This is a genomic window from Tepidicaulis marinus, assembly GCF_000739695.1.
Classification (GTDB): domain Bacteria; phylum Pseudomonadota; class Alphaproteobacteria; order Parvibaculales; family Parvibaculaceae; genus Tepidicaulis; species Tepidicaulis marinus.
This window is the reverse complement of record NZ_BBIO01000011.1, coordinates 59,754-76,994: the sequence shown is the minus strand read 5'-3', so window position 1 is coordinate 76,994 and position 17,241 is coordinate 59,754. Positions and strand designations below refer to the sequence as shown.

At 62.0% G+C, this 17,241-nt stretch carries 16 protein-coding genes; 8 read left to right on the top strand and 8 right to left on the bottom strand.

Annotation, left to right across the window (positions count from 1 at the left end; translation table 11 throughout):
- Window positions 1–10 precede the first annotated feature (10 nt).
- The 5 genes from M2A_RS11070 to M2A_RS11050 all read left to right on the top strand — a co-directional run bounded on the left by M2A_RS11070 (window position 11) and on the right by M2A_RS11050 (window position 4,366).
- Window positions 11–913, top strand: coding sequence for a branched-chain amino acid ABC transporter permease (locus M2A_RS11070; protein ID WP_045447217.1), 903 nt, complete (start codon window positions 11–13; stop codon window positions 911–913).
- Entirely contained in the window at window positions 910–1,878 is a 969-nt protein-coding gene (locus tag M2A_RS11065; RefSeq protein ID WP_045447214.1) for a branched-chain amino acid ABC transporter permease, read from the top strand. The genes M2A_RS11070 and M2A_RS11065 overlap by 4 nt, the downstream gene beginning before the upstream one ends.
- Complete coding sequence (locus tag M2A_RS11060) at window positions 1,875–2,618, top strand: ABC transporter ATP-binding protein (protein WP_045447210.1); 744 nt, start codon at window positions 1,875–1,877, stop codon at window positions 2,616–2,618. Before M2A_RS11065 ends, M2A_RS11060 begins: the two co-directional genes overlap by 4 nt.
- A gap of 9 nt (window positions 2,619–2,627) precedes the next feature.
- Window positions 2,628–3,479, top strand: a complete 852-nt coding sequence (locus M2A_RS11055) for an ABC transporter ATP-binding protein (protein ID WP_081875570.1) — start codon at window positions 2,628–2,630, stop codon at window positions 3,477–3,479.
- Window positions 3,480–3,589: 110 nt separating this feature from the next.
- Window positions 3,590–4,366 carry a hypothetical protein gene (locus M2A_RS11050; protein WP_045447209.1) on the top strand — a complete coding sequence of 259 codons (777 nt, stop codon included), beginning with the start codon at window positions 3,590–3,592 and terminating at the stop codon, window positions 4,364–4,366.
- Window positions 4,367–4,618: 252 nt separating this feature from the next.
- Here the strand turns inward: M2A_RS11050 and M2A_RS11045 are convergent, their stop codons facing one another.
- Window positions 4,619–6,172, bottom strand: a complete 1,554-nt coding sequence (locus M2A_RS11045) for an acyl-CoA carboxylase subunit beta (RefSeq protein WP_045447206.1) — start codon at window positions 6,170–6,172, stop codon at window positions 4,619–4,621.
- A gap of 224 nt (window positions 6,173–6,396) precedes the next feature.
- Here M2A_RS11045 and M2A_RS11040 point away from each other — a divergent pair, with 224 nt between their 5' ends.
- On the top strand, window positions 6,397–6,747 hold the full coding sequence (locus M2A_RS11040) for an SCP2 sterol-binding domain-containing protein (protein ID WP_244444433.1): 351 nt from the start codon (window positions 6,397–6,399) through the stop codon (window positions 6,745–6,747).
- Window positions 6,744–7,724, top strand: a complete 981-nt coding sequence (locus tag M2A_RS11035) for an alpha/beta fold hydrolase (RefSeq protein ID WP_052379409.1) — start codon at window positions 6,744–6,746, stop codon at window positions 7,722–7,724. The genes M2A_RS11040 and M2A_RS11035 overlap by 4 nt, the downstream gene beginning before the upstream one ends.
- Here the strand turns inward: M2A_RS11035 and hisN are convergent.
- From hisN to M2A_RS11010, 5 genes are all read right to left on the bottom strand, one after another.
- A complete protein-coding gene (gene hisN, locus M2A_RS11030) occupies window positions 7,721–8,548 on the bottom strand; it encodes a histidinol-phosphatase (protein WP_045447203.1) in 828 nt (275 codons plus the stop codon). The two genes, M2A_RS11035 and hisN, sit on opposite strands and share 4 nt — an antisense overlap.
- A 149-nt stretch (window positions 8,549–8,697) precedes the next feature.
- Complete coding sequence (gene typA, locus M2A_RS11025) at window positions 8,698–10,542, bottom strand: translational GTPase TypA (protein ID WP_045447200.1); 1,845 nt, start codon at window positions 10,540–10,542, stop codon at window positions 8,698–8,700.
- A gap of 165 nt (window positions 10,543–10,707) precedes the next feature.
- On the bottom strand, window positions 10,708–11,295 hold the full coding sequence (locus tag M2A_RS11020) for a YceI family protein (protein ID WP_045447198.1): 588 nt from the start codon (window positions 11,293–11,295) through the stop codon (window positions 10,708–10,710).
- A gap of 121 nt (window positions 11,296–11,416) precedes the next feature.
- The gene (locus tag M2A_RS11015; protein ID WP_045447195.1) at window positions 11,417–12,520 is read right to left on the bottom strand and encodes a glycosyltransferase family 4 protein; all 1,104 of its coding nucleotides are present in this window, start codon (window positions 12,518–12,520) and stop codon (window positions 11,417–11,419) included.
- 109 nt (window positions 12,521–12,629) lie between these two features.
- A complete protein-coding gene (locus tag M2A_RS11010; protein ID WP_156101741.1) occupies window positions 12,630–13,472 on the bottom strand; it encodes a UDP-2,3-diacylglucosamine diphosphatase in 843 nt (280 codons plus the stop codon).
- A 404-nt stretch (window positions 13,473–13,876) separates the two neighbouring features.
- Between M2A_RS11010 and M2A_RS11005 the strand changes: the two genes are divergently transcribed.
- Entirely contained in the window at window positions 13,877–14,767 is an 891-nt protein-coding gene (locus tag M2A_RS11005) for a diacylglycerol/lipid kinase family protein (protein ID WP_045447192.1), read from the top strand.
- Between the two features lie 9 nt (window positions 14,768–14,776).
- On the opposite strand, the gene M2A_RS11000 is transcribed toward M2A_RS11005, so the two are convergent.
- Window positions 14,777–15,526 carry an HAD family hydrolase gene (locus M2A_RS11000; protein ID WP_081875579.1) on the bottom strand — a complete coding sequence of 250 codons (750 nt, stop codon included), beginning with the start codon at window positions 15,524–15,526 and terminating at the stop codon, window positions 14,777–14,779.
- Window positions 15,527–15,603: 77 nt separating this feature from the next.
- A complete protein-coding gene (locus M2A_RS10995; RefSeq protein ID WP_197052912.1) occupies window positions 15,604–17,163 on the bottom strand; it encodes an FMN-binding glutamate synthase family protein in 1,560 nt (519 codons plus the stop codon).
- Window positions 17,164–17,241 lie beyond the last annotated feature (78 nt).

The following is a 17,241-nucleotide window of genomic DNA, read 5'->3' as shown; positions in this document are numbered from 1 at the left end:
ACCGGATTCCATGATCGATAATTTTCTCCTGCTTTTCGATTATCCGGTGCTCAGCGCCGATCTGGCGCTCAATGGGCTGCTCATCGGCGCGGTCTTCGTGCTGGCAGCTTTCGGCATGGCGCTTGTCTGGGGCGTGCTCAACATCATCAATATCGTGCAGGGTGAGTTCGTGATGCTGGGCGGCTTCGTTGCGCTGATGGCGGCGGAGGCCGGCCTTCCCGTGCTGCTCGGCATTCCCATTGCCGCGCTCGCGCTTTTCATTCTCGGCTGGGGACTTTACCGGCTCGTGATCTTCCGTGTCATCGACCGGGATCTTTTCGTTTCGGTGCTCGCGACCTTCGGCCTTTCCATCGTCTTGCAGCAGCTTTCCAACGAGCTTTTCGGTGCCGATGTGCGCACCCTCGAGGCCGGGCTCGGCACGCTTTTGCTTTTCGACGGGGCGGTGGCGCTTGCGCAGATCAAGGTGCTTGCCTTCTTTCTGGCGCTCGGCCTCGGGCTTTTGCTTTGGCTTTTTCTGAAATATTCCCGCCTCGGCCAGGCGATCCGCGCGACGGCGCAAAACCCGCGCGCCGCGTCCATTCTCGGTATCGATACGGACCGGGTCTATGCCGCGACCTATGCGCTGAATGCCGCGCTGTGCGGGGCGGCGGGCGCGCTTGTCGTCATGGCCTGGGCGATCCATCCCTATATCGGGCTTCCCTACACCGTGCGCTCCTTTCTCATCGTGATCGTTGCCGGTATCGGCAATATTGGCGCGGTGGTGGCAGCCGGGCTTGGCCTCGGGGCCTTTGAAAATGTGGCGGGCTTCATCTTCGGCACGGAATATCAGATCGCCCTCGTCTTCCTTCTTATGGTGCTCGTGCTGGTTTGGCGCAATCTCCGCCTGCAGCGCAAAAGGATGTATCTGAAATGAAGGGACGCGCTGCCAGATATGCCGCGGTCGCCGGGGCGGGGCTGCTTGTCCTTGCCGCGCCGTTTCTCGCGCCCGCCTTCGTCACGCAGTTCACTTTTCTTTGGCTGATGATCGTCTTCGCGCTGACCTGGGATTTGATGGGCGGTCAGCTTGGCTATAATTCCTTCGGCAATATTCTTTTCTTCGGCATCGGCGCTTATGCCTGCGCGGTGTTTCAGCGTGACAGCGGGCTTGGCTATTATGAAGCGCTGGCAATCGGCGCGGCTTTGGGCGGCGTCCTTGCCGCCGCCGCCGCCGCTTTTCTCGGCCTCGGCATCCTGGGCCTCAGGGGGCATTATTTTGCCATCGGCACGCTCGGCCTCGGCATTGCGGCAGGGGAGATTGCCGGGGGCTGGGATTATGTCGGCGCGGGCTCGGGGATGACCGTGCCGCTTTTCCCCGGCGCGCTGGCTGCACGTTCCTTGTTCTTCTATTTCACGCTGGCGGCGCTGGCGCTTGCCACGTTTCTTACTCTGCGCTGGCTTTACGGCACGCGCTTCGGTCTGGCGCTGAATGCCGTGCGCGACGATGAAGACAAAGCCGAAGCCATGGGGCTTTATACGGCGCGGCTGAAAACCGCGGCCTGGAGCCTTTCGGCGTTCTTTCTCGGCATTAGCGGGGCGCTGGCGGGCAATCTCATCGGCTTTATCGATCCGCGCGATGTCGCCTTTGCGGGCGCGACTTACGGGGTTTGGATGGTGCTCATGGCCATTCTTGGCGGCAAGGGCACGCTTTGGGGGCCGGTCATCGGCGCGGCGGTTTTTCACATCACGCAGGAAATCTTCTGGACCTATCTCCTCGGCTGGCAGCGCGTGGCGCTCGGCCTTTTGATCGTCGCCATCGTGGTCTTCTTCCCGCAAGGCATTCTCGGCACGCTGCGGGAAAAATTTCCCGGCCGCTTCGGTTCCAAAGCGGAGGTTCAATGAGCTTGCTATTGGACGTGAAAGGCGTGACGAAACGCTTCGGCGGTGTGGTGGCGAATGATGCCGTCTCGCTCAGCGTGCGAGAGGGTGAGATTGCGGGCCTGATCGGGCCCAATGGCTCGGGCAAGACGACACTCTTCAGCTCCATCGTCGGCGCGCATCCCATCGATGCAGGCGCGGTCCTTTATGAAGGGCGGGATATTTCCGCTTTGCGGATTGCCGAGATCGCGCGGCGCGGGCTCACCCGCACCTATCAGCAAACACGCATCTATGGCCAGATGCCGGTGATCGACAATATGCGCATCAGCGCGCCGGATGTGAAAGAAGGCATCCTGCCGCTTTTCCGCCGGGCGGGGCGGGCAAGCGAGGCCCGCGCGCGCGATCTTCTTTCTTTCGTCGGGCTTTATGAAAAGCGCGATCTTCTGGCGGGCTCTTTGAGCTTCGGGCAGCAAAAGCTTCTAGAATTTGCCATGGCGCTGATGAGCGAGCCGAAATTGCTACTGCTCGATGAGCCGACGGCCGGCATCAACCCGACGCTCATCAACGGGCTGATCGATAGGCTGAAACGTGCGAACAAGGAACTCGGCGTGACGCTTTTCGTTATCGAGCACAATATGCGCGTGATCATGAACCTCGCCGACCGCATCACCTGTCTTGCCCATGGCCAGGTGCTTGCCTCCGGCACGCCGGATGAGGTGCGCGAAGACCCTCGCGTGCTCGATGCTTATCTCGGCGCGCAATAGGGGACAGATATGAGCGCGGATATAATCAGCGGATATGGCGAGGGCGGCACTGAGACGGTTCTATCCGTCGATGCGGTGGCGCGCGAGGCCGAGGCGCTGGGCAGCGGGATCACAAGCGAGGAAGCGCTTTCCTTATGCGCTGGTGAACCGCTTCTTGAACTGAAAGGTTTGAAAGCCGGTTACGGGAAGATGGAAATTCTGCACGGGCTCGATCTTGCGGTGGGCAAGGGCCAGAGTCTTTGTCTCGTGGGCCCCAATGGGGCGGGCAAAAGCACCGTGCTTCATTCCATCTTCGGCTTCACCCGGATCATGGGCGGCAGCATCCATATGGCGGGCAGGGATGTGACCGCGCTCAGCCCGGCGGAAAAACTCGCGAAAGCCGGCATCGCTTATATCCTGCAGGACAATTCCGTTTTCCCCGATATGAGCGTTGAGGAAAATCTTCTGATGGGCGGCTATCTGAAGTCCCGTCCGGCGGAGGCACGCGCGGCGGCGGAAGAAATTTTCGGCAAGTATGAGCGCCTTGCCAAACGGCGGCGCGAGCGGGCGGGCGTTCTGTCGGGCGGCGAGCGGCGGCTTCTGGAAATCAGCCGCGCGCTGGTCATGGACCCGCAGGTGCTGCTTGTCGATGAGCCTTCAATCGGGCTTGAGCCGCGTTTCATCGACATGGTGTTCGAGATTTTGGAAGACCTGCAGAAAAACGAAGGCAAGACCATCATCATGGTCGAGCAGAATGCCAAGAAGGGTCTCGGCTTTGCCGATCTCGGCTATGTGCTTGTCTCAGGCCGCGCGGCACTTGCAGGCAAAGGCGGCGAACTTCTGGAGAATCCGGAAGTCGGGCGGCTTTTCCTCGGCGGCTAGATTTCCATTCAGCTACATGAACCTCATCTAAATCCGCCGTGCCGGGGGCGTTCAGCAAACCGGCATCATTCTTCGCCTGTCTTCAATCACGCAGCAGGCGGAGAAACATCATGAAAAAAATTCTGGCAGCTTCGGGCATGGCATTCATGCTTCTGGGCGCGGCACCCGCCGCTCAGGCGCAAAACAATCTCTTCGGCGATATTCTGGCGCAGGCGATCGCCGCGCATTTGGAAGCGCGCTGGAGCGACGATGACCGCAATTACGGCCATCACGAGCGTGTGACCCAGGTGCGTTCTTTGCCGCGCATGGTGCAGCTTGTCGAAAACCGTTCCGGGGGCCGGGTGACGGATATCGTTCTTTCCCCCAATAACCGCTTTTACAAGCTGGAAGGCTTCGACCGGCAGGGCAGGCCCGTTTCCGCCAAGGCGGATGCGCGCACCGGCGCGCTTTACGATATCAGCCGGGGGCGCGGCCATGTGCACCGCCCGGGCCGTTTCACGCCGATCGATCATATCGTGCGGGATCTGAGGCGCCACGGGTACCGGAACTTCGACCGGGTGGTCTATCAGGAGCGTCAAGGCACCTATCTGGCGCGCGGCCTCGACCGGCGCGGGCGTCCGGTCAATGTGAAAGTCGCGGCGCGTAACGGGCATATTCTCGCCGTAAAACCGGCACGCAATTATAACGGGCCCGCATACGCCAAGGGCGAGCGGCGTCAGTTCAGCCATTGGCGCTCGGGCCTGCAGAAGCAGCATTATTCCCGCTTCACGCAGATCAAGTCTCACGAGGATTATTACGATGTGCGCGCCCGCGACCGGCAGGGCCGGAACGTGCAGCTGAAAGTCTGCGCCTATATGGGCAAAGTGCTGGGGCAGCAATATTATTGACCCCCGGATCGTCACCCCCGGGCTTGATCCGGGGGTCCATTGGGCCGTGCAACACGTTGCTGCTTCTCATGGACCCCGGGACAAGCCCGGGGTGACAGCTTTTGTAAAAGGCGATGGACTGCTTGACGTCAAACACTATGTGTCACCCCGGCTTTATGCCGGGGTCCAAGCAGCTTTATGACTTGCCGCAACCTTAGCTATGGACCCTCGGGTCAAGCCCGAGGGTGACGCGTGAGGGGATGTCCTCTCACCTCAAGGCCGCATCGTGGTTTCGTAAGGCCCAAGGGCGAGGTCGCGGGTGGGGTTTACCCAGTCCAGCCATTCGCACAGCCGCGGGCGGGTCTCGCGCGGGTCGATCAGTTCATGCACGGAAAAGCCTTCGGCGCGTGGGAAAGGCGACTGCGCTGCGGCGAGCTTTTCCTCGATCTCCTGGCGCAGGGCCTCCGGGTCCTCGGCTTCGGCAAGCTGGCGGGCAAAGGCGACGGCGACACCGCCTTCCACCGGCAGCGCGCCGGTTTGCGCGGAGGGCCAGGAGAGAACGTAAGAGTCGGGCGCAAAATGCGCCGCACCCGCCACGCCGAAAACCTTATGGACGATGACGCTCGCCCAGGGCACGCGGCTTTGCATCACCGCTGCAATTGCCGAGGTGCCATAGCGGATCGTGCCCGCCTTTTCCGAGGCCGAGCCGATCATGAAACCCGGCTCATCGACGAAGGAGATGACCGGCAGGTTGAAGGTGTTGCAGGTATCCACGAAGCGGCGCAGCTTCTGGGCCGCATCCGCCGTCATCGCGCCCGCATAGAACATGCAGTCATTGGCGATAACGCCGACACTGTGCCCGTTCAGCCGGGCAAGGCCGGTAATGAGCGAGGGGCCGTATTTTTTCGTCATCTCGAAAAAACTGTCCTTGTCGAGCACGGCCTTGATGATCTGGCGCATCTGAAAAGGCTTGCGCCGTTCCTTCGGCACGATGGAAAGGAGTTTTTCTTCCATGCGCTCCGGGTCGTCTTCCGGTTCCATGGAAGGGGGCAGTTCCCAGACATTGTCCGGCATATAGGAGAGGAAGCGGGCGATCTGGCCGAGCGCGTCTTTTTCGTCTTTCGCCACATTGTCGATGACGCCCGATTTGGCATGGATTTGCGGCCCGCCCAGCTCTTCTTTCGTTACATCCTCGTTCATGGCGCGTTTGACGACGTGAGGCCCGGCAATGATGACCTGCGAGGTCTCCGTCATGACGGAAAAATGCGAGGCGACGAGCCTCGCCGCCGGCATGCCCGCCACGGGGCCGAGCGCGGCGGTCGCAACGGGCACGGTGCCGACCACTTGCGCGATGGAAAGAAAGCGCGCGCGGGCGAAAACCGGATCGCCGGTCGGCCTTGCCCCTTTCCCGCCGGAACCGGCCACCGAGCCGCCGCCCCCTTCATGCAGGCGCACGAGCGGGAGTTTGTATTTAAGGGCCATGTCCTCGGCATAAACGCTTTTGCGCAGGCCCGCCGGGTTGGGCGAACCGCCTTTCAGTGTAAAATCCTCCCCGCCGATAACGACGCGCCGCCCGCCCACTTTGGCAAGGCCGAGCACGTAGTTGGCGGGCTGGAAATCCTTCAGGCTGCCATCTTCGGCAAATTCGGGCACGCCCGCCCCTTCGCCCGCTTCCCGGAAGGAGCCTTCATCGGCAAGCTCGCCAATGCGCTCGCGGATCGTCAGCCGGCCTTTTTCGTGCTGGCGGGCAACGGCCTCCGCGCCCCCTTGCTGTTTGGCAAGCTTCCGGCGCAGGTGAATTTCCTCGACTTCCTTTTCCCAGCTCATCGGCGTTCCTGTTCTTTTCGTCCAATTGTCTGCGTTATTTGCGGATTGGCGCCGAGCCTAGCGGAAAATCCTTTTCTGCACACGTTTGCGGACTTTTCCCGTGATTACGGATTGGGCAGGGAGCGGAAATGGCAAGGGGGTCACACTCGTGTAAATGCCCGCCCGCGAGGCTTGAGAGGGCGCGGGGAAGGTGGTCAGATGGGCAAGGAGAAAAGGCAGGAGCAATGATGGACGACGAGGTAAGCGGCAAGGAGCGCGTGGCGCAGATTCTCGGCTTTCTGGAAGCGGCCTTTGCGGCGGAAGGCGGGACTATCGGCGCGCGGCTGAAGTTCGATTACGGGGCGGATGGCTGCGTCTTCATTGACGGGACCTCTGCCCCGCCTAAAGTACATACCCGCAACGAGGCGGCGGATTGCACGGTCGTGCTCTCGCCGGACGATCATTGGAGAATGCTCAATATGGAGCTCGATCAGACCCAGGCCTTCCGGCAGGGCAAGCTGAAAATTTCCGGCGATCCCATCGTTCCGCTCCGGCTCGGGCCGGTTGTGGCCCGTTATCACGGACGGCGCGCATGAGCGATCTGCGCGCCGCGCCGGTGGAAACGGACGCCAACCCCATGCCGCCGGGCGGTGAAGTCATCTGGCTGACCGTTGGCGCGCGCGCGCCTATGCGCACCATGATCTGGCGCCCGGAAAAGGCGGGCATCGAAAATTGCCGGGGCACGGTATTGCTCCTGAATGGCCGAACGGAATTCATCGAGAAATATTTCGAGGTGATCGGCGAGCTCATCCAGCGCGGTTTTGCCGTGGCCAGCCTCGACTGGCGGGGCCAGGGGCTTTCCCACCGCGCGCTCGGCGATCAGCATTGCGGGCATATCGACGATTTTGCCGCTTTCGACCGGGATCTTGGCGTTTTTCTGGAACAGATCGTCAAACCCTCCCTGCCTTGGCCGTTGATCGGCCTGGGGCATTCCATGGGAGGCAATCTTTTGATGCGGCTTTTGGGGCGCGAGCCCGGCCTTTTGACCTGTGCCGCTTTTTCCGCGCCGATGCTGGGCATCCGCTTCCCCAATGCGCTGATGGGGATGGCCGCGGCGCTGGCGGCCCATGCCGCCGTCGCCTTCGGTAAGGCGGAATCCTATGTGCCGGGCGGCGGGCCGGACATGATGGAAGGGGCGACCTTCGCGGAAAATATCGTCACCCATGACGAGCGGCGTTTCCTGCGCACGATGGGAATTTTGGAGGCGGAGCCGGATTTGAAGCTGGGGTCGCCGAGCTATGGCTGGTTCAAGGCCGCGCTCGCCTCCTGCAAGGAAGTAACGAGGCCGGCATATCTGGGCGGCATTTCCATTCCCGTTCTCATTGCGGTGGCGGGCGAGGATGTGCTGGTGGACAACGCGGCAGTGAAGCGCGCGGCGGACCTGCTTCCCGATTGCCGCTTTCTCGAGATTGCGGGCGCCCGCCATGAAATCCTGATGGAAAAGGACGCGGTCCGCGCCCGCTTCTGGGAGGCGTTCGACCAGCTCACCGAAGAGGCGCTTCAAGGCGCTTAGCGGGCGGCCTTGGCGAGAATGGAAAGCGCCTGTTCATGGGTGCGCTTGTCGCCGGCCGCCACGATCTGCCCGCCTTCCTGCGGGTCTCCGCCGGCCCAGGTGGTGATGATGCCGCCCGCCCCCTCGATAACGGGGATAAGCGCCTGAATGTCGTAAGGATTGAGGGCGGCTTCCACCACAAGGTCGATCTGGCCTGCGGCAAGCAGACAGTAGAAATAGCAATCCCCGCCGAACCGGCGCAGGCGCGCCTTCGCCGAAAGCGCTTCGAACGCATCATGCTCGCCCGCGCCGAAAAAGATCGCCGGGTCCGTTGCGCCCAAGATGGCGTGTTCCAACCCGTCGCAGGGGCGGGTTCTCAAGACACTTTCACGTCCGTGGCGGATCAGCCGGGCCGCGCTGCCGGTGCCGAGGTAAATTTCATCGAGATAGGGCTGGCTCATCAGCCCGACGCGCGGATAGGTCCCGTCATTCAGCGCGATCAAGGTCCCCCAAAGGGGAACGCCCGAAATGAACGAGCGGGTGCCGTCGATAGGATCGATCACCCAGGTGAGCGGGCTTGTCCCCTCTTCCTTGCCGTGCTCCTCGCCGAAAATGCCGTGATCGGGATAGGCGTCTTTCACGGCCCGGCGGATAACCGTTTCCGCGTCGCGGTCGGCGGCGGTCACGGGATCGAAAGCGCCGTCCGCCAGCTTGTTGTCGATCTTCGTGCCATTTCGGAAATGCGGCAGGGTGACGCCGGCTGCAGCCTGCGCAAGGGTCAGCGCAAAGCGGGAAAGCTCGTCTGCCTCAAGATCGCTCAGCTGTGATGGCGGTGCTTTGAACATAGGCTCTCTCCGCAGGTGAGGGGGAAGAATTACGGGAAAGGAGAGGTGAGGGCAAGCCGTGCGCCTTCGCTCTCCCCCAAGGGGGCGAAGGATCGCCGGTCATAGCCCTCTCCCCTTAGGGGAGAGGGTTGGGTGAGGGGGCGGGACTTTTAAGAGGCTTTGGCGCGGCGCTTGCGCTCCACCGGATCGAGGGCGCGTTTGCGCAGGCGGATCGAGTGGGGGGTGACCTCCACCAGCTCGTCATCGTCGATATAGGCAATCGCCTGTTCCAGCGCGATGGGGCGCGGCGGGGTCAGGCGGATCGCATCGTCCTTGCCCGAGGCGCGCACGTTGGTGAGCTGCTTGGATTTGAGCGGATTGACGTCGAGATCGTCGGGCCGCGAATTTTCGCCGATGATCATGCCCCGGTAAACCGGCACGCCCGTGCCGATGAAGAGCACGCCGCGCTCTTCCAGGTTCCAGAGCGCATAGGCAACCGCATCGCCGTCGGAGTTGGAAATCAGCACGCCGTTGCGCCGGCCTTCGATCTCGCCCTTGTAGGGGCCATAGGCCTTGAAGACGCGGTTCATGACGCCCGTGCCGCGCGTGTCGGTCAGAAACTCGCCGTGATAACCGATCAGCCCGCGCGAGGGCGCATCGAAGGTGATGCGCGTCTTGCCGCCGCCCGTGGGGCGCATGTCGGTCATTTCCGCCTTGCGCAGCGAGAGCTTTTCGATGACGACGCCGGTATATTCATCGTCCACATCGACGATGGCTTCCTCGATGGGCTCCAGCTTCTCGCCGTTCGGCCCTTCCTTGAAAAGCACGCGCGGGCGGGAGATCGAAAGCTCGAAACCTTCCCGGCGCATGGTTTCGATGAGCACGCCAAGCTGTAATTCGCCGCGCCCGGCCACTTCGAACGCATCTTTTTCTTCCGTATCGCGGATACGGATCGCCACATTGCCTTCCGCCTCGCGCATCAGCCGTGTGCGGATGACGCGGGACTGCACCTTGTCGCCTTCACGCCCGGCAAGCGGGGAGGTGTTGATGCCGAAGGTCACGGCCAGGGTCGGCGGGTCGATGGGCAGCGCGTCGAGCGGTTTAGTGATTTCCGGCAGCGTGATCGTGTCGGCCACGGTTGCGGTTTCAAGGCCCGAAATGGCGACGATATCGCCGGCCTTGCCTTCTTCCACCGGCTCGCGGGTGAGGCCCCGGAAGGAAAGAACGCGGGTGATGCGGCCGGTTTCCACCGTGCCTTTGCCCGGGCGCAGCGCATGGACGGCCATGTTGGGTTTTGCCGTGCCGGTTTCGATGCGGCCCGTCAGGATGCGGCCGAGATAAGGATCGCTTTCGATCGTGGTCACCAGCATGCGGAAGGGCTTTGCCGCTTCTTCTTCGGTGGCGTTTTCCGGCGGGTCGATATGTTCGATGATGCGCCGGAACAGCGGCGTCATGCCATGTTCGCGCGCATCGGCGGCGTCGAGATCCTCGCAGGCCCAGCCTTCCTTGCCCGAGGCAAAGAGGGTGGGGAAGTCGAGCTGTTCTTCATTGGCATCGAGCGCGGCGAAGAGGTCGAAAACTTCGTCATGGACTTCATGGATACGCGCGTCCGGCCGGTCGACCTTGTTGACGACGACAAGCGGCTTCAGCCCGAGGGCGAGCGCTTTGGAGGTCACGAATTTCGTCTGCGGCATCGGGCCTTCGGCAGCGTCCACGAGAAGGATCACACCGTCCACCATGGACAAGATGCGTTCCACTTCGCCGCCGAAATCGGCGTGGCCCGGCGTGTCGATGATGTTGATGCGTGTCGTCTCGCCGTTATCGGCCCAGGCAACGGAGGTGCATTTTGCCAGAATGGTGATCCCGCGCTCGCGTTCCAGATCGTTGGAATCCATCACCCGGTCGGCGACATGCTGGTTTTCGCGGAACACGCCGCCCTGCTTCAGAAGCTGGTCAACGAGAGTGGTCTTGCCATGGTCGACGTGAGCGATAATGGCGATATTGCGCAAAGTCATGAGAGCGGGCCAATCATACGAATGAATATGCCCCCGCAAGAGTATCTTGCGAGGGCGAAAGCTGCGGGCGTTATATCCCCCGGGGCCTGCCGCCTCAAGTGCCCATTTGTCTCAGGGCTTTGAGGGGCCGGGGCCGGGTGCGAGGCCGGGAAGCCGGGGCCTGAATTATTGGCGGATTGCCTCGGCTGCGATGGAAATCTTAATTTCCTTGCCGATGGCGGGCGCCGCATAATCCATGCCGAAAGCGGTCCGGTCGATGGTCGTCGTGGCGGCAAAACCGGCCACATAGCGCGAGGCATCGAAGGGGTGCTCGCCCTTCTTGTTCAGCTTGGCATCGAGCACCACGGGCTTGGTGACGCCCAAAAGGGTCAGATCGCCGGTGATTTTCGCCGTGTCCTCACCCGTCACCTCGATGGCGGTCGATTTGAAGGTCATGGTGGGGTGATTTTCCACATCGAAGAAATCGGCCTTGCGCAGATGCTCGTCACGCTCTGCATGGCCGGTATCGACGCTGGCCGTCTGAATGGTGACTTCCACGGAGCTTGCCTGCGGGTTTTCCTCATCGAATTCGATCGTACCCGTCACATCGTCGAATTGGCCCATCGTGGTGGAAAAGCCCAGATGGTTCACCTCGAAGGCGGTATGCACATGGCTGGAATCGATTTTGTAGGTGGCGGCCATGGCGGGCGCGGCGAAGGCAAGGCCCGCGCCAAGGCTTGCGGTGAGCGCAATACGTGCCAGATAGCTGTTCATGTTTCCTCTCTCCCGGTTATGGCGTGACGGCGCAAGTCTATCAGCCGTGCCGGCAAATGCGATCACGTTCCTGATAGTGCGTCTCAAATAGATAGGCGCGCGGGACGGTGAGAGAAGGCTTTCAGGCGGGGACGGGGGCCTTTGCCTGTGCCGCTGCGCTTTCAAGCATGCCGGAACCTGCTTCGCGCTCCCGGTCGATCAGCACCAGATTGGAGAGAAACTGCCTTGTGCAGGCTTCCCAGGAATAAGAAAGCGCGTGGGCGCGGCAGGCCTCGCGGCTGCCTTTTTCAAGGGCGGTGAGGCAGGCGGTGCGCAAATCCTCATCGAGGCAGCCCGTTGCCGGGTCGGTGATAATGTCGATGGGGCCTTGCACCGGATAGGCGGCAACGGGCGTGCCGCTCGCCAGCGCTTCGACAAGGACAAGGCCGAATGTGTCGGTCCTCGAGGGAAAGACGAAACAATCGGCACGGGCGAAAGCCTCGGCCAGCTTGTCGCCGAAAAGCGCGCCGGTAAATTCGACGTCCCGGAATTTCTTTTTCAAATGCTCGAGCCGCGGCCCGTCGCCCACCACCATTTTGGTGCCGGGCAGGTCCGTTTCCAGAAAGGCATCGATGTTCTTTTCCACCGCCACGCGTCCGACATAGAGCCAGAGCGGGCGCCTTTGTTCATCCTGCCCCTCTCTCAGCTCGGGGCGGGGGCGGAAAAGCTCCGTGTCGACGCCGCGCGACCACAGCTTCAAATTCGTGAAGCCGCGCTCTGCCAGTTCCTGGCGCAGGGTGGGCGTTGCCACCATGACGGAGCTTGAGGGCGCGTGGAAGCGGCGCACATAAGCGTAAGACCAACTTTGGGGAAAGCGGGTGCGCGCGTGCAGATATTCGGGAAAGCGCGTGTGGAAGGAGGTGGTGAAAGGCACGCCGCGCGACAGGCAATAACGCCGGGCGGCATGGCCGAGCGGGCCTTCGGTCGCGATGTGGATGGCATCGGGCTTTTCCCGGTCGAGGAGGCGGGCGATGCGCGGATAGGGGCGCAGCGCGATGCGGATTTCCTTGTAGCTGGGCAGCGGCACGGTGCGGAAATCTTCCGGCGTGATGGTGTCGACCCTGTGACCGAGCTTGCCCAGTTCCTCGCTCGTCTGGCGCAGGGTGCGCACGACGCCGTTCACCTGCGGCGGGGCGGCATCGGTGACGATGACGATGTGAAGGGCGCGGCCTGCCTGATCGCCCATTCTCGGGGCCGCATTTTGGCTCGGGGCCGCATTTTGGCTCGGGGCCGCTTTCGGGCTGGCGGGGCGCGGCGCGGGAGAGGCCATGGGATGTTCCGTTTTTGGAGGAGTGTCAGGCGGCATCGAGGACAGGCGGGGCGCTGCGGGTTTCCGGCTCGATCAGTTCCGGCTGCATTTCCCAGGAAAAGTGATGCCAGCGGATGATGCTGAGCCGGCCCGTCTCGTCTTCCGACATGGCGGTGCAGCTTTCCACCCAGTCCCCGTCATTGCAGTAAAGCACGCCGTCGATCTCGCGGATTTCGGCAAAGTGAATGTGTCCGCAAATGACCCCGTCAACGCCGCGCTCGCGCGCGGCGCGGGCCACGGCCGTTTCAAAGCGGGAGATATATTCGACCGCGTTTTTCACTTTGTGCTTGAGATACGCCGAGAGCGACCAGTAAGGCAGGCCGAAGAGGCGGCGCACATCATGCAGCCAGGTATTGAGTGCGAGGGCCACCGTATAAGCTCTATCGCCCAGATGCGCGAGCCAGGTTGCATAGCGCACTACGCTGTCGAACTGATCGCCGTGAATGATCAGGAAAGTGCGCCCGTCCGCGGTTTCATGCAGCGCCTCGCCCACCATGTCCACGCCGCCGAAATTCAGGCCCGTATAATCGCGCAGCGCTTCATCGTGATTGCCGGGCACATAAACGACTTTGGTGCCTTTGCGCGCTTTCCTCAGCAACTCCTGCACCACGGCATTGTGGCTTTCGTTCCAGTACCAGGAGCGTTTGATCCGCCAGCCGTCGATAATGTCCCCGACCAGGAAAATCGTTTCAGCGTCATTATTGCGCAGGAAATCGTAAAGCAGGTCCGCCTTGCAGCCCGGCGTGCCGAGGTGAATATCGGAGAGAAAAAGCGTGCGGTGCTTCTTCGTCTTTTTCGGGCGCGGGCTGTTATAGAGTTTTTCGTGGATGGCGCCGCGTCCCACGCGGGTGCGGGCAGCGCGGGCTTTCTTTTTCGGCGCAGGTTCCGCCACAGGGTCTGCCACAGGGGCGGGGAGGCCGGGCGGGCTTGCGGGCACCGGCAATTTTCCGGCAGGGTCCGATGGGCGGCGGGAGCGCCCGATACGCGGGGAAACGGTTTTCGTTTTCGGCGCGGGTCTTTTGTCTGCGCCGGATGTCCGGCGGAACTTCAATGCCGCGCCCCAGGAAGCCGTGTCGAGAAGTGTCATAGCCGCGTCATATATCCAGTCGATATGATGACCGGGTCCTGCGCCAGGCGCTGCCCGATTCGATATGCCTATGGTCCGATTCGGGCATGACCATTTTGTGTCGAATGCGTAAGACATTTGTGTAGCTTTCAATCCGGATACGGAGCATGTCGCGGCGAAAGTCCATCCATATCGTGGTTAATCCTGCCGCCGGCTCGCGCCATGGCGGGCTTTTCGAATATGTGACGGCGCTTTTAAAAAAGGACGGCGCGGCCGTGACGGTGGAAGAAACGAACGGTCCGGGCCATGCCACCGTGCTTGCCTATAGGGCCGCCTCGAGCGGGGCTGCCGATGTCGTGGTGGCGGCGGGCGGGGACGGCACGATCAACGAAGTGGCGCGCGGGCTTCTTGGCTTCGGCACGCCCATGGGCATCATTCCGCTCGGCACCGCCAATGTGCTGGCCATCGAAATCGGCCTCAAGATCAAGGCGCGCGCCGTGGCGGACATGCTGCTTTTCGGGGAGGCGCAGCTGATTGGCACCGGGGATATTGATGGCGATCTTTTTCTTCTCATGGCCGGCGCCGGGTTCGACGGGCGCATCGTCCATGGCATCGATCCGCGTCTTAAACGGCGCTTCGGCAAGGGCGCCTTTGTCTGGGCGGGGCTATGCGAATGGCTGCGGGGGCCGGGCGCCCCGCTCGATCTGGTGGTGGATGGGCGGCGCGAAAAAGCGGCCTGGGCGGTCGTCACCAATGCGCGCCATTATGCCGGCAAATTCGTGCTCGCGCCGGATGCCGATATCACCTGGCCTGGGCTCGATGTCTTTTTGTTCCGCAAACCGGGGCGGCTGGCTTTTGCGGGCTATTTGCTGGCGCTCGGGCTTGGCCGTGTCGGCGCGCTCAAATCCGTGACCGTGCGCCGCGCGCGCCATATCGATTTTCTGGGGCCGGAAGGAACGCCCCTCGAGGTGGATGGGGACGAGCGCGGGCATTTGCCGCGCACGGTCACGCAAGGCACGCGCTTTTTGCGGCTCGTCATGCCGGCTGCTTCTCGCTAGCTCACGCTGTCAGGCAAGGCCGGTCTTTTCCAGAAGCGGCCAGAAACCGCTCAAATCATCCAGCGTGTGGTGGGGCGCGGGCTTGCCCTCGGGCGGCGCGGCCTTGTGGCTGTTATGCCAAATGGTGGTCAGGCCGAGAGCTGCGGGCGCTACGACTTCCCATTCGTAATTGTCGCCCACCATCCAGGTTTCTTCCGGTGCGGTTTCCAGCGTGTCCATGGCGTGCCAATAGGCTTCTTCTTCCGGTTTGCCGAAACCGACTTCCCCTTCGATCTGAATGTGATCGAACCGGTGGGTCAGCTCGAAGCGTTCCACCTTGGCGCGCTGCATCGCGCCTTCCCCATTGGTGATGAGCGCAAGCTTGATGCCTTTGCCCTTCAAATGATCGAGCAGCGCGTGGCTTTCCGGGAAAAGCGCCATGGCTTCATCGCGCCGGGCCGAATAGCGGTCGGCAATGTCATGGGCGATCGCGGTCAGCCGCGGGTCCTGATCCAGAATATTCATCTTCTCAAACGCGCCGCGGATGATTTCGCGCCGGGCCTCGTAGAGCTTCAAGCGCCAGGTCTTATGGCGGGCCGGGTCCGACCAGAACTCGGCGGCATAAGCGCCGACATGGCGGGTAAGCTCGCCGGGATCGTGCGGGGCCAGCGCTTCGGCATGGTCGGCCAGCAGTGCCTGCCAGACGGGGCCCGGGTCCGCGTAAGCGGAAATGAGCGTGTCGTCGAGATCGAAGAGAATGGCTTTGGGCTGTTTCAGCATGGGCCCATCATAATGCGCTTTTGCGCCCGAGCGGAAGGCGGGGCGGCAATCGCGGGCCAAACGCGCCGCAACGGGCATCAATGCACACGCAATTTCGTGCTGGGTCTTGCATCGAGCGCGGGTTCCTCGCCCTTCTTCCAGCGCTCGTAATATTCGCTGAGGGGCAGCGAAATGCCGCTTGCCGTGGTGATGCGGGCATGACGGCGGCGCAAGAGGCGCGGTTCGGGAAGCCCGCAGGAATGGGCAATCATGCACACTTCGTTCACGACCCTGTCGTGATAGCGGTAGACGCGGGTGGATTTGTCGGGCACGGAAAGGCCGCTCTGCAGCCGCTTGTCATGGGTCGTGACCCCTGTCGGGCAGGTGTTCTTGTTGCATTGAAGCGCCTGAATGCAGCCCAGCGCGAACATGAAGCCGCGCGCGCAATTGACAAAATCCGCGCCCACGCACAGCGCCCAGGCGACATCGCCCGGGTTGATCAGTTTGCCCGATGCGATGATGCGTATGCGGTCTTCAAAGCCATGGGCATTGCGTGCATCGACGAGCAGCGGCAGGCTTTCCCAGATCGGCATACCCATATAGTCGATCAGCGGCTGCGGGGCCGCCCCCGTGCCGCCATCGGCGCTGTCGAGGGTGATGAAATCCGGCGCTTCCTCGATGGGGCGTTCGGCAATGGCGGTGAACAGCGTGTCGAGCCAGGCACCGTCTCCCAGAACCAGTTTGAAGCCCACCGGCTTGCCCGTCACCGCGCGGATATGGGAGAGCATGTCCAGAAGATCGTCGAGATCGTCGATTTCCGGATGCCTGTTGGGGCTGATCGAATCCTGACCTTCGGCAATGCCGCGAATGGCGGCAATTTCGGCGGAAACTTTCGGGCCGGGCAAGATGCCGCCTTTACCCGGTTTCGCCCCTTGCGAGAGCTTTACCTCAAACATGCGCACATTTTCATGAGCGGCGATATCCTTCAGCTTCTGATCGCTCATCTTGCCGTCGCGCTCGCGCACGCCGTATTTGGCGGTGCCGATCTGAAAGACAATGTCGCCGCCCCCTTCCAGGTGGAAAGAGGACAGCGCGCCTTCGCCTGTGTTGAGCCAGCACCCGGCCCTTGCCGCGCCGCGCGAGAGGGCCTGAACGGCCGGTTTGGAAATCGCCCCGTAGCTCAAGCCGGAAATATTGAAGAACGATTTGGCCTCGAATGGATTTCGGCAATAAGGGCCGATCACCATGGGCGAGGGGCTGGCGGCATCGGCATCGAGTGTGGGGAAAGCGGTATTGACGAAGGAAATCGTGCCCGCCGGACGCAAGTCGCGCGTCGAGCCGAAGGCGACGGTCGTGTCCACCGCCTTTGCCGCCCGGTAAACCCAGGCGCGCTGCGCCCGGTTGAAGGGCATTTCCTCGCGGTCCATGGCAAAGAAATATTGCCGGAAATATTCGCCCAGATTTTCGAAGAGATACCGGACCCGCCCGATCACCGGATAGTTGCGGCGGATGGCGTGTTTCGTTTGCGTGCGGTCGATAATGTAAAGGACGATGATGGAAAAGACGCCAAAGCCCACGGCAAGGACGAAAAGTCCTGCCATTACATTGAGCGTTTCCACAATCAACGGAGCATTCATCCAGCTCAGAAGCCGTTCCATGCCGCTTTACTCCGTGCCGATATGCTGCCGCTGAACTTTAGCGGTTTTCCCAGCATCAAGGAATTGGGCGCCTGGCAC